This window comes from Enterovibrio makurazakiensis (assembly GCF_050336585.1).
GTDB classification, from domain to species: domain Bacteria; phylum Pseudomonadota; class Gammaproteobacteria; order Enterobacterales; family Vibrionaceae; genus Enterovibrio; species Enterovibrio gelatinilyticus.
The window spans coordinates 18,824-32,021 of the sequence record NZ_JAKJSE010000006.1 but is presented as its reverse complement, the minus strand read 5'-3'; the positions used below and the strand labels follow the sequence as shown (position 1 = coordinate 32,021).

The 13,198-nt window shown below is 46.8% G+C and carries 11 protein-coding genes; all 11 read left to right on the top strand.

Features of this window, described 5'->3' with window-relative positions; translation table 11 throughout:
• Positions 1 to 158 precede the first annotated feature (158 nt).
• Positions 159 to 1,556 carry an undecaprenyl-phosphate glucose phosphotransferase gene (locus L4D06_RS03695; RefSeq protein ID WP_429737916.1) on the top strand — a complete coding sequence of 466 codons (1,398 nt, stop codon included), beginning with the start codon at positions 159 to 161 and terminating at the stop codon, positions 1,554 to 1,556.
• An 8-nt stretch (positions 1,557 to 1,564) separates the two neighbouring features.
• Positions 1,565 to 2,773, top strand: a complete 1,209-nt coding sequence (locus L4D06_RS03690; protein WP_429737915.1) for an outer membrane beta-barrel protein — start codon at positions 1,565 to 1,567, stop codon at positions 2,771 to 2,773.
• Complete coding sequence (locus L4D06_RS03685) at positions 2,770 to 3,291, top strand: polysaccharide biosynthesis/export family protein (protein WP_420791171.1); 522 nt, start codon at positions 2,770 to 2,772, stop codon at positions 3,289 to 3,291. Before L4D06_RS03690 ends, L4D06_RS03685 begins: the two co-directional genes overlap by 4 nt.
• A 33-nt stretch (positions 3,292 to 3,324) precedes the next feature.
• On the top strand, positions 3,325 to 5,550 hold the full coding sequence (locus L4D06_RS03680; protein ID WP_274162985.1) for a GumC family protein: 2,226 nt from the start codon (positions 3,325 to 3,327) through the stop codon (positions 5,548 to 5,550).
• A gap of 33 nt (positions 5,551 to 5,583) precedes the next feature.
• Positions 5,584 to 6,555 (top strand): DHH family phosphoesterase, encoded by a 972-nt coding sequence (locus tag L4D06_RS03675; RefSeq protein ID WP_429737914.1) that lies wholly within the window; start codon positions 5,584 to 5,586, stop codon positions 6,553 to 6,555.
• Positions 6,556 to 6,569: 14 nt separating this feature from the next.
• On the top strand, positions 6,570 to 7,487 hold the full coding sequence (gene cysD, locus L4D06_RS03670; RefSeq protein WP_429737913.1) for a sulfate adenylyltransferase subunit CysD: 918 nt from the start codon (positions 6,570 to 6,572) through the stop codon (positions 7,485 to 7,487).
• A 52-nt stretch (positions 7,488 to 7,539) separates the two neighbouring features.
• Positions 7,540 to 8,949 (top strand): sulfate adenylyltransferase subunit CysN, encoded by a 1,410-nt coding sequence (gene cysN / locus L4D06_RS03665; RefSeq protein ID WP_429737912.1) that lies wholly within the window; start codon positions 7,540 to 7,542, stop codon positions 8,947 to 8,949.
• A gap of 63 nt (positions 8,950 to 9,012) precedes the next feature.
• On the top strand, positions 9,013 to 10,086 hold the full coding sequence (locus L4D06_RS03660; protein ID WP_429738012.1) for a glycosyltransferase: 1,074 nt from the start codon (positions 9,013 to 9,015) through the stop codon (positions 10,084 to 10,086).
• Complete coding sequence (locus tag L4D06_RS03655) at positions 10,070 to 11,323, top strand: O-antigen ligase family protein (protein WP_429737911.1); 1,254 nt, start codon at positions 10,070 to 10,072, stop codon at positions 11,321 to 11,323. The genes L4D06_RS03660 and L4D06_RS03655 overlap by 17 nt, the downstream gene beginning before the upstream one ends.
• Positions 11,323 to 12,135, top strand: coding sequence for a putative capsular polysaccharide synthesis family protein (locus tag L4D06_RS03650; RefSeq protein ID WP_429737910.1), 813 nt, complete (start codon positions 11,323 to 11,325; stop codon positions 12,133 to 12,135). The genes L4D06_RS03655 and L4D06_RS03650 overlap by 1 nt, the downstream gene beginning before the upstream one ends.
• The gene (locus L4D06_RS03645) at positions 12,135 to 13,196 is read left to right on the top strand and encodes a glycosyltransferase (RefSeq protein ID WP_429737909.1); all 1,062 of its coding nucleotides are present in this window, start codon (positions 12,135 to 12,137) and stop codon (positions 13,194 to 13,196) included. The genes L4D06_RS03650 and L4D06_RS03645 overlap by 1 nt, the downstream gene beginning before the upstream one ends.
• The last annotated feature ends 2 nt before the right edge of the window (positions 13,197 to 13,198 follow it).

The window sequence follows — 13,198 nt, the reverse complement described above, 5'->3', positions numbered from 1 at the left end:
TACTTATCCAATACTCAATAACGGTAAAACGCCATTATGAATGCCATCAGTGTTAGAGAACCTAGCGACCTTGGGTAGCGTAGTTTACTTTTAAGAGTAAGAAACAAAAAAAAGTGATCACTCAATACAGGTCACTCAAATATATGAGCTCTAATTTTATGGACAGCAGAAAAATTCGCACACACGGAACCGAATCCGCGATCATGTATAGGCTTTGCGATCTTGCGGTCATTGGCGGTTCACTCGTTTTAGCAAGCTTCTTATACTTGGGAGCTATTAGCGAAGACAACTTATTGCTAGCCACACTAATATCAATTTGCTACTTGCTGTTTGCAGAAAGTTCACACCTTTATCGCTCGTGGCGTATTAGTAATTTCCAAGGTCAAGTGGTAGCGACATTGCTCCCATGGCTTGGAGCTTGTCTTGCCTTAGTGGCTTACTTTTTCTTCACGCAGCGCGGTATTGAATTCTCACGTGTTGTCATGACCATGTGGTTTGCGTTTGGGGCAGTAGGACTTGTGCTATGGCGCTTCCTTGCACGTATCGCACTCAGCAGACTTCGTAATCACGGTATCAATACGCGTTGCGCCGCTATCATTGGCACCACAGCAAACGGAATCGACCTTGCTCAAGAGTTTCAACGCAACCATGCTCTGGGTATTAAGCTTGTTGGTTTCTACGAAGACAGAAATGTTGATCGTATTGAAGGTACCCTTCCCGCTCCAATGCTGGGTAAAGTGGATGAGGCGCTAGAACAGGCTAAGCAAGGTAAGCTTCAACATGTTTATATCGCGATGCCAATGCATGCCAAAGACCGTATTGCGCGCTACCTCAATCAGTTTGCAGACACCACAGCTACCACGTATTTAGTTCCAGATTTTTTCACTTACAATTTACTGCACAGCCGCTGGCAAACCATCGGCCACGTCCATACGCTTAGTGTACACGACACCCCATTTAGTGGTTTTTCGGCTTGGTCTAAGCGCCTTGAAGACATCATTCTGTCCATACTGATCCTGATCCTGATATCGCCGGTGCTGGTGGTTATTGCTATTGGAGTGAAGCTGTCATCCCCTGGGCCAATTATCTTTAAACAGCATCGATATGGGCTTGATGGCCGCAAAATTAATGTCTGGAAGTTTCGCTCAATGTCTACCACCGACAATGGTGATGTTGTCAAACAGGCCACGAAAAATGACCCGCGTGTCACTCGCTTTGGTGCTTTCATTCGCCGCACTTCTTTGGACGAACTCCCTCAGTTTTTCAATGTACTGAGAGGCTCTATGTCAATCGTTGGCCCGCGTCCTCACGCGGTTGCACACAACGAACAATACAGGGACATCGTTGACCGCTATATGCTGCGACACAAAGTGAAGCCGGGTATTACTGGGTTGGCACAAGTCAACGGTTACCGCGGAGAAACAGACACCCTAGATAAAATGGAAAAGCGTGTTCAATTCGATCTGGAGTACATCCAAAACTGGTCTCTTTGGATGGACATTAAGATTGTTATTGCAACTGTATTCAAAGGCTTTGTAGGCAAAAGTGCTTACTAGGGATTGTCGTGATTCGCAGTCATTTATGGGTTGGTATTTATTTGTTTTTTCCTCTGTCAGTGGCAGCGGTTGAACCTTTGGCATATCAAACAGAGAACGGCATTGACATCATTCCCACGCTAAAAGTGAGTGCGGGCAGTAATGACAATGTTAGACGCACGACTGATAACACGGTGAGTTCACCCGAGAGTATCGTCTCACCCAAAGTGATGGCGTTATTAAAAACCAATCGCTCAGCGTATCAGTTTGATTATCGTTTTGACGCGGTCAACTATAGCGATAGTAGCGATGATAACTACATCGATCACCAAGCACATGGTGCGGGATTCTTTGTCTTTGACGTTCGTAATCGCTTGCTCGTTGATTATGTCTACAACATCACTCATGAGCCTCGAGGAACAGGTCTTACTGAGGGGTTCAGCCTCGCAGTGAACGAACCTATTCGATTTCAACGTCATAATTTAAAGGGTCGCTATACCTATGGCGCAGCAGGTACAAAAGGTCGATTAGTTGGGATTGCGGGATATGAAAGTAAAGAGTACGACGATGTCACATATATTCGTAATGGTCGAACTCAACAAACTCGCTACTTCAATTGGAAGCAACCTTATCTCGCTAGCGAATTTTATTATGCCGTTTCCAACTATTTCTATGCCGTCGCCGTCGCAAGCGTAAAAGACCGAAATTATGAATTTATTGACCCGACGCCTGGTATCTCACGAGATAGCCTAGACTCGGCACTGTATGGCGGATTGGAATGGGACATCACGGGTAAAACTCAAGGGAAACTGCTCGCAGGGATACAGAATAAGGATTTCTCTGACTCGCGGCGTAAAGACTTCCAAGGGCTCATTTGGCGAGCCAATATGAGTTGGGCTCCGACCGACTACAGTACGTTTAAGCTAGAAGGTCGTGACTACGCGAGAGATCCTAATATCAATGCTGACTACGTAAAAGACCGTTCAGTACAACTGGATTGGGAACACAATTGGACACCTAGGTTCATGTCAATTGCTAGCGCTCGTTACGGTACAAATGAGTACCCTCTCGGCGTGCGAAAAGACGACGATACAACATACGAACTCACTCTCGTTTATAGCCTGAAGCGTTGGTGGGATGTTTCTTTAGGAGTGAGCAGATTTGAACGTGATTCTAGCTTAGTCGGTTATAGCTACGAGCAAACACGACTATTTATTGGCATGGAGGTAAGTTTGTGATTCATCGATTTTTGTTGCTTATTGCACTATTACTGCCTTTCGCAAGTGGCGCTGCAACAACGGAACAATATGTGCTGGATGATGGTGATTACATCTCCATTAATGTGTATGGGGAAGAGGATCTTTCCATGCAAATATTACTCAGCACACGAGGACGTTTTGACTACCCCTACTTGGGACGTTTAGAAGCGGCAGGAAAGTCTGTCAGCCAACTACAACGTATTATTGAAAGTGGACTTCGTGGCGATTATTTAATTGACCCTAAAGTGACCGTCAATGTCGTTAAGTTCCGCAAATTTTATGTCAATGGTGAGGTGCACCACCCAGGCGGATATGACTATCAGCCGGGTTTAACCATTGGTAAAGCCATTGCCATTGCTGGCGGTTTTACCGACAGAGCATCACGAAATGATATTCAAAAGACAGAAGCCAAGAATGGAACAACTCAAAATAACGTTGGCCTGTCACAAGCTGTTGGACCCGGCGACATCATCGTGGTCGACCAGAGCTTTTTTTAGTTAGCGCTGCGAGAATAAAAGGAAGTAATCAGCATGAAACTTATCGAGCCTAACCCGGCCAGTGGACAAGCACGCCTAGATCTTAGACGTTACTTCAACGTCATCGGTCGCTATTGGATTCCAATTGGCTTGTTTGTCACTGTTTTTACCCTTGTTGCAACACTGCTTATTCTTTCCATTACGCCTAAGTATCGTGCAACGGCAACACTGCTGATTGAATCTCAAGCAAGCAAAACTATCTCTATTGAAGAGGTGTATGCGCTAGACACAACAAAGAAAGAGTATTATCAAACCCAGTTCGAGATCCTCAAGTCTGATTCCTTATCGGAAAAAGTTATCGATGAATTAGGTATCGCGCAGATTTATGAGTTTAACAGTCAAGTGGGTAAGCCTTCCGGCCGAGATAAGCTGCTTACTTTGCTCCATAACATTGATTTTCTGCAGACCTTTTTGCCTAAGCCCACTCCGCTAACTGCGATCGTCGACAGCGACACTGTCAACCAAGAAGTGCTGAAAGCGTTCAAATCTCATCTCACCATCGAGCCCATTCGCAACACACAAATGGTCAGAGTTCACTTTGATTCTGTCAATCCTGAGCTAGCAACACGCGTCGCGAATGCATTAGGGCAAGCCTATATCGAGTCCAACCTAGAAGCGAGACTGGTGGCCACGCAAACAGCCGCTGGGTGGATTACCGATCGCCTCGGTGAGCTCAAAGACAATCTTGATATCTCCGAAGCTGCTCTCACGCAATTTTTGAAAGACGAGGGGCTGATTGAGCTCAACAATATCAACGAACTCGCGGGCACAGAACTCACCAGCCTGACAATTCGAGTGGCTGAGGCCAAAGAAAGACGTGTCGCCGCGGAAAGTTTATATTCACTCATGCAAGGAAGTGGGGCCGGTGCTGCCGCCTTGTTATCCGTTCCCGAAATATCTAATCACCCGCAAGTTCGTGATGTTAAAAATGCCGAAATCGATGCTGAAAGAAATGTCTCTGAGCTTTCAAAGCGCTATGGCAATAAGCATGACAAGATGATTCAGGCTCGTGCACGCCTAAGTGCGGTTCGTAGTCGAGCCAATTCTGTGATCAATGAATTAGCGCGTGGTATAGAAAAAGAGCTCACCAATGCTCGAAAACAAGAGGCATCACTGATTGCTGCGCTTGATAGCAAGAAGCAAGACTATCAAAACATTAGCTCAAAACGTTCCCAATATGAGTCACTGAAACTTGATGTTGACTCAAGCCGCCAGCTTTACGATTTATTCCTAAACCGACAAAAAGAAACCACAGCAACCAGTGATTTCGAATCCGTCATCGCTCGCTTCATCGACAAAGCAAAAACTTCACAAGATCCGTTTCGCCCACAAACAAGCAAATTAATTGCGATCAGCATCGCACTCGCCTTATTGCTCGGAATTGTCGGCGCGTTTTTAGCGGATGCTTACCGCAACACAATTGAAAAACCCGATGATGTTGAGGAGAAACTCGGATTGCAGCATTTAGGCTTTATCCCTCAAGTGAAAGTGAAGCGCTTCAAGAATGCGCCACTAGATCACACGTTATATCTTGATCCCGATGCGACACAATTCAGCGAGTCAATCAGGACTATACGAACTTCTGTACTGCTCACGCTAACAAACAGTAAGCGAAAAGTGCTCTGCGTGACTTCGTCTCTTCCCTCTGAGGGCAAAACGACCGTCGCACTTAACCTGGCTCAGTCACTTGCAAAAATGGAACGTACCCTGCTCATTGATTGCGATCTTCGTATGCCTGCCATCGGGCAACGTTATGGCTTACCTCGCAATCAAACAGGGCTAACCAACGCGTTAGTGATGGGAACACCGGTAAGTGAATGTATCTATCATGATGACGAATCTTCGCTCGATATTTTGCCCGCAGGATTATTGCCACCTAACCCGCAAGAACTCTTAGGCTCACAAAAATTTGCCTCACTGCTCACTGAACTGAAGCAGAGCTATGACCGAATCATTCTCGACACTCCTCCTGTACACGTAGTGAGTGACAGCTTGATCCTCGGACGATTGGCCGGAGGAATGATCCTTGTTGTCAAAGCAGAATCCACGACAGAGAAACAAATCAATGACTCAGTCGGGCAAATGTTACGCCATGACATTGCCATTGATGGAGTGGTGCTAAACCAAGTTTCAGGCAAATTTTCAGATGCAAAATATAAGCTGCATTACGAATATTACAACGCAAACAAGCAAGGCGATAAAGCACTCGAAGCCAGTTAGAGCATGAGTGCCAAAAAAGGAAACGCAATATAAATGAAGACAAGTTTTGATGTATTTAACGGCGATGCCGATGGGATCTGCGCACTGTTGCAACTTCGATTGGCCACGCCTAAAAACAGCGTACTTATCACGGGAGTCAAGCGAGACATTGCTTTGCTCAAACAAGTTGATCCCGCCATTGCGCAAGACGTTACCGTACTAGATGTTGCAATGGGTAAAAACCGTGCGGCTCTAGACAATTTGCTGTCTCAGGGTGTGCGAGTGTTCTATGCCGACCATCACAACCCTGACGAGATCCCAGAGCACAATGCGTTAACCACACACATCAACACCGCTGCGAATACGTGTACAAGCCTGATTGTCGATAAGCTACTCGATGGACGATACAGAGAATGGGCGCTAGTCGGTGCATATGGCGACAATTTGTTTGCAGTGGCAGATACGCTAGCAAACAAAGCAGGTCTGTGTGAACAAGATAAAAAAACACTCCAGCAGTTTGGTACTTACCTGAACTATAACGGTTATGGGTCATCTCTCGCTGATTTACTGTTCTCGCCAGCCGAGATTTATAAGCTCATGGCACCTTACCCTTCACCGTTTAACTTCATCACTGAACGACCTGATGTTTACGCAACCCTTGAGAATGGCTTTATGAGCGATAGCGAACAAGCCGCTTCTATCACGCCATACTCACAGCAACAAGGGTCATGTGTATACATGTTGCCTGATGAGGCATGGGCACGCCGAATTAGTGGTGTGTACTCCAACGATTTGGCTAACCGCGATCCGAATGTCGCAAACGCTGTGATAACAGCCAAAGCTGATGGCAACTATCTCGTCAGCATTCGAGCGCCACTTAACAATCGTGTAGGTGCAGACGAGCTCGCCGCGACATTCCCAACTGGAGGCGGCAGAAAAGCTGCAGCAGGGATTAATACCCTGCCCGCAGATTTACTCCCTGAATTCATTAAAGCGTTCCACCAGCGTTATCCGCTGGCAACGTAAGAAAAGGATCGATAATGGTGGACAAAATTTCCGTAAACCAAACCCATCTCAAGCAGCTTGAAAATGAATCCATTCATATCATTCGTGAAGTGGCTGCTGAGTTCGATAACCCAGTGATGCTTTACTCTATCGGCAAAGATTCAGCCGTTATGCTGCACTTGGCATTGAAAGCATTCCATCCTGGAAAGCCACCATTCTCGCTGTTGCATGTGGATACCACGTGGAAGTTTGGGGAAATGATTTCCTTTCGCGATGCGTTCACCAAAAAGCATGGCCTAGACCTAAAAGTTCACATCAACCAAGACGGTGTCGACATGGGCATCAGTCCTTTCGTGCATGGCAGTGCAAAACACACAGACATCATGAAAACTCAGGGCCTGAAACAAGCCTTGGACAAATATGGATTTGATGCGGCTTTTGGTGGGGCTCGTCGTGACGAGGAAAAAAGCCGCGCCAAAGAGCGGGTCTACTCTTTCCGCGATAAACATCATCGCTGGGATCCGAAAAACCAGCGCCCTGAGCTTTGGGATGTCTATAACGGCCGAGTCAATAAAGGCGAGAGCATTCGTGTCTTCCCTCTTTCTAACTGGACTGAGCTAGATATTTGGCAATACATCTACCTAGAGAACATCGACATTGTGCCTTTGTATTTTGCAAAAGAGCGCCCTGTTGTTGAGCGAGACGGCACTCTGATCATGGTCGATGACGATCGTATGCCTTTGGAAAAAGGCGAGAAGCCTGAGATGAAGTCAGTTCGGTTCCGTACCTTGGGGTGCTACCCACTCACAGGCGCTGTTGAATCTACGGCGGCAACACTCCCCGAAATTATTCAGGAAATGTTGCTGACCAAAACCTCTGAACGTCAAGGCCGAGTGATCGACCACGATCAGGCCGGTTCAATGGAACAGAAAAAACGAGAAGGCTACTTCTAAAAGCCTCAATTGCTCCCAGATGGAATTTGCTATTAGCAAATAAGGAAGACTCATGAGCCATAGCTCTGAACTGATAGCGTCAGATATCGAAGCGTATCTGCACCAACATGAAAACAAAGATCTGCTGCGCCTGTTAACCTGCGGCAGCGTCGATGACGGTAAATCCACTTTAATTGGTCGCCTTCTTTATGACACAAAGCTGATCTTTGAAGATCATCTTTCAACGTTACACAAAGACAACGCACGCGTTGGGAATGCTGGTGATGCACTTGACCTCGCATTACTCGTCGATGGCCTGCAATCTGAGCGTGAGCAAGGCATCACCATTGATGTGGCTTATCGCTATTTCTCTACAGAAAAGCGTAAGTTCATTATTGCCGATTGCCCAGGTCACGAGCAGTACACCCGTAACATGGCAACGGGTGCATCTAATTGCGAATTAGCCATTGTAATGGTTGATGCGCGCAAAGGTTTACTGACTCAAACACGTCGTCACAGTTACATCGTTAGTAAGCTTGGCATTCGCCATGTTGTTGTTGCTATTAATAAAATGGATTTGGTGAATTACGACGAGAAAGTCTTTGAATCTATCAAGGCTGACTACCAAGCCATGGCATCACAACTTGGCATCCCAGATGTTAGCTATGTGCCGTTGTCTGCACTAACTGGTGACAATGTCGTTAGCCTAAGTGAAAACATGCCTTGGTACACGGGTGAATCACTCATGGGTATGCTTGAGGGCGTCGAGATTAGTCGCGATCAAAACCTCGACTTGATGCGCTTTCCCGTTCAATTCGTTAACCGTCCGGATGATAGCTTTCGCGGCTATTGTGGCACGCTCGCATCCGGCATCTTGCGCCAAGGTGATGAAATCATCGCCCTCCCTTCGGGCCAAAAGAGCACCGTCAGTTCCATCGTCACTTACGATGGTGAATTGGAGGCCGTTGCCCCCAATAATGCCATCACAGTCACCCTAGCTGACGAAATTGATATTTCTCGTGGCGACATGCTGGTGCACGCCACGACCGCGCCAGTTTCCACCGACCGAGTCACCGCCAGTTTGGTCTGGATGTCACAAGATGCGCTAAAAGCCCAGCATGACTATGACTTTAAGTTTGCAAGCCATAACGTCACCGGACGCATCACCGACATTGCACATAAGATCGATATCAATAATTTCAATACGCTTGATACGCAAGAACTTGCGCTCAACGAAATTGGCATTGCAAAGATCCATTTGAACTCACCCGTCGCGGTTGATCGCTACTCAGACATTCGTAAAACAGGCGCTTTCATTGTGATCGACCGGCTCAGCAACATCACGGTTGCTGCGGGTATGGTTGAAGATATTCATTCGGCACTCGATACCCAGCAAAATCGCACTTATACCGCCGCTGAAATTGCACTCAATCGCTACATTCGCGATCACTACCCTGAATGGGGCACTCAGTCCGTCGAATAGTCGGCAAGGAAGAAATGCATGAATACGGTGTCTTTGCATGCTGGTCAGGAGAGTGACGCTCACATGTCAGTCAAGGTTTTGCATATTATCAATGACTTGTCACTCAATGGCGGTGCACAACGTTTTTTGATTGATCTGGTTTCACCGCCACCAGCAGGCTATGAGATCAAAATCATCACATTGAATGACACCAACGAGTTTTGTGACACGCTCGATGCACAAGGCGTAACGTATTACGCCTGGTGTCACTTATCGCTCAAAGAAAAATGGCAACTTTTACGCTGGCCTGACGTGGTTCACGGACACCTGTTTCCGTCCATTTATATCGCCTTGGCGGCCTTTGGAAAAAAACGCCTTCAAACCGAGCACAACAGCCATAACCGCCGCCGCGATCATATTTGGATGAAACCGTTCGAATATCTCCTTTATTGGCGATACCAAACCACGGTATGCATCACCGAACAAGTGCAAGAGGAGTTGGAGTCCTTTATTCCTCAGTGGAAAAGTCACTATCAGGTGATTTACAACGGCGTCGATTTAAGCAAGTTTTCGTTAACTGAAAAGCCGTTTCCACAGCCCGCCGCACCGGTGCGTATAGGCATGGTGGGTCGCCTTCATCCTTACAAAGATCAGCCCACATTGATCCGAGCTTTAGCGCTTCTACCCGAAAGATATGAACTTCATTTCGCGGGCGAAGGTGACAGACGCGAAGAGTACCAATCGCTCGCGGCATCACTGGGCATTGAAAGTCGTGTGATATTTCATGGTATTCGTTCAGATATCCCCGACTTTCTCGATGGTCTGGATTTCTATGTACAAAGCTCAATCATTGAAGGTTTCGGCCTTGCCGCCGTAGAAGCGATGGCAGCAGGGCTCCCCGTGCTCGCGTCTAACGTGCCAGGGATCCGCGAAGTTATCGACTGCGAAACCAGCATGTTTGACGTTGGCGATAGTGAAGCATTGGCTTCTATGATTTCTAACGTCTGTGAAGACCCAGCAAGCTACCAAGCGGCAACACAGCGCTCAATTTCGCGCTGCCAACTCTTCACCTTGTCCGCGTTTCGTGAGCAGTACTATCAAGCCTATCAAGCATTAGTAAATGACAAGCAGAGGTTGGTGAATGGTAAAACCTCTTGAGCATTTGGCGGCCGCAGCCGTCATCCTGTTCTTTGTGCCAATGAAACTCAGCGTATCGGGTATAGATATTTACCTTGCTGATTTGCTTGGTATTGCGTCACTAGGGTTTATCGGGCTGATAGCCGCTCGAGGTCAACTGTTGCTGTCAACAATCAAGGCCGCGGGTTTCGTCTTGTTGTTTGTTGTATATATCGTGATAGCCGGTATTGTCAGTAATGTCCCCGCAACACTGGTCATCATCGAGGTCATTCAATGGCTGTCAATTACAGCGTTTCTAGGTGTGCTTCACCAAAGTGGACTGCTGGCCTCCCCTCGATTTCTTTCCACCGTCGCTCTCTATGCATTAGCCGGCGCTGTGTATACCGCCATATGGCACTTCATTGTGTTCCCCGACCTAGGGAATTTCAAAAAACTCGGTAACACCAAGTACTTGTTTGGCTTCTCGTGCCTTCTGCTGTATTTGATGCGTGACCATATTCGCTTTAGCTACGTTTTCCTTGGTTTATCCATTGTATTGCTGGTGATGTCTGATGAGCGCAAGGCCTTCCTTGGCATCATTTTGATGGTTGCCTGCGACTATGTATTTTGTCGTAAATCTCATGATCTAAGAACCCAGAAAACTGTTAATGCACTAGGCTTCACGGTGTTATTTGGGGTAATACTCGCGTTGCTCTCAGCATGGTCACTATTGGGAGTTTCAGCCATATTGAATCATTTAGAGTTTACCCCTTTGGATATTTTGTATGCAGACCAACAGCAAGCTCGTTGGGATTCAGAATTGTGGCGCAAGCTGCTACTCGCCAATGGTTTCTCTCTCTTTCTAGAGAACCCGATCCTTGGGGTCGGCCCAAAGATGCTGCCTGAGCACATTGTTGATTACTTTCAAAATCAAGAACTCGCTATCTATACCCATAACTTCGCACTCGATGTGGCCATCGAATATGGCCTCGTTGGCCTTACCATTTTGTTTGGCGGCTTCTTGCTCAGCATGCATCGTCTATTTTCACAGCGCTTCCAAAATCCTATTTCGTTTTTAATGGCGGTATATATTTTGGCCATGGTGCTGTTTGTTGCCATCAACAGCACGATCATGTTGATGTTTCTACTGCCATTTTTTATCAATACTCGGGTTCTCAACGAGCCAAGCGCAGTGCCTCCATCGCTAAACGTACGATATCTCAATCAGGCTGCTTCAAAAACGCCGCTATCAAACGTCGCTATTCATAAGGATAAGTAATGAAATTCAGTCTGGCGCGCCAACGCGCCTTCGACCAAACCTTACGCCAAAAGGATTTCGTTCTGGTTTACCAAATGGGCAAAGTCGGCTCGTCATCTATCGAGGCATCACTGGAGCATGCTGATATACCGAGTTGGCACATCCACACATTTGATGACAATGAAGAATTCCAAATGTACCGGAATACGAAAGATGTGGCGTGTTTCTTTGATTGGCCTATCCATACCGCCTATAAGCTGACATTGGCACATCGTCTTCGTGTACTCAAAAAACGCGACCACCTAAAAATCATTACCTTAGTGCGAGATCCTGTTGCAACGGTGGTATCACGTTTTTTCCAAGATTTGCACATTCAGTTTATTGAAGGCAAAAAAAACCTTTCTATCCATGGAGACATGGACACAACCCTCAAACATTTAACCAACGCTTTTGAGAACCAAATGCGTTTGACGTACTTCACCGAATGGTTTGATCGTGAGCTTAAACGCCAGTTCGGCATTGATGTTCTGTCACATATCGCAGACCCAACACAAACCCACTGGCACATACAACAAGGTGGCTGTGAGGTGCTGCTGCTCAAATGTGAAGCCATCAACCAATCTGCTGACGTTTTGGGTGAATTCTTAGGTCAATCCGATTTCTTATTGCAATCAAGCAACGAAGCATCGAACAAATGGTATTCCGCGCTATATCAACGCTTCAAAGAAACCTATTCGTTTGAGCGTTTGTTTAGCCTTTACGATGCACCAATTTATAAGGCTATCTATAGCGAAGAAGAAATCGTACGTTTCAAAAGAAAATGGAGCACGTGATGAAAACGATTCTTCACATCACTGAAGCATTTGGCGGAGGCATACAAACCGCCCTTTGCAGCTATGCTCGCTCATCGAAAGACGACCCAGTCACACACATATTACTCGCTCGACTTCGCCCAACAGATGACACAGGCATGGCGATTCACTCGCTGTTTTCAGACGTGAAAACCGTTCAGGGGGGATTGTTCACGTTTTATCTAGCTGCTCGCGACGCTGTCAAAGAACTTCAGCCCGATGTGATTCACCTGCATTCAAGCTTTGCTGGATTTCTCGGTCGCTTTTTACCAAAGGGCAATGCAAAGATGGTTTACACCCCTCATTGCTACTCCTTTGAACGCCAAGACATTTCCCCCTTGATGCAGCAGGTTTACAAACGTCTGGAGTCTTTGGCGCTGTCTCGCATTGATGTGATCGCGGGCTGCAGTGTTCGAGAGTGTGAACTTGCTCTGAGGTTGGGCGCTTCACGTGCCATACATCTCAATAACTATGCCAATCTCAGTGAAGATTCTAGTGGTAGCAATGTGGTCACCCCACAAAAATCGTCACCAAAGCAACGTCCACCGTTCCAATTGGTGGTGGTAGGACGAGTATCGGCACAAAAAGACCCTCAGTTCTTATTAGACACAATGAAAAGCTTGCAAGCGTTTCCTGAGCATGAACAAATCTCCATCACCTGGCTAGGCGGAGGTAACACTGAAAGTGAGGATGCCCTGAAACAAGCAGGAGTTAACGTAACAGGAATGATCCCTCACTCACAACTCATGCAGACGTTAGAAAACGCCGATCTATACTTACACACTGCCGCGTGGGAAGGCATGCCTCTGACTCTGTTAGAAGCTTCGCGCATGCAAGTCCCCATGATTCTGCGCATTATTGGCGCCACAGAAACGTTGGGCTTCCCTTACTTAGCGCAAACACCGCAAAACATGGCAGAGCACATCGTCACATTTTGCCGAGAGCCAGATAATCCAAACTACCAAGCCGCGTTGAGTGAGATAAACCACGACTTCAGCGAGGAAAAACAACGCGCTGCTTTACTTTCCATTTACGGGGCGTAGTC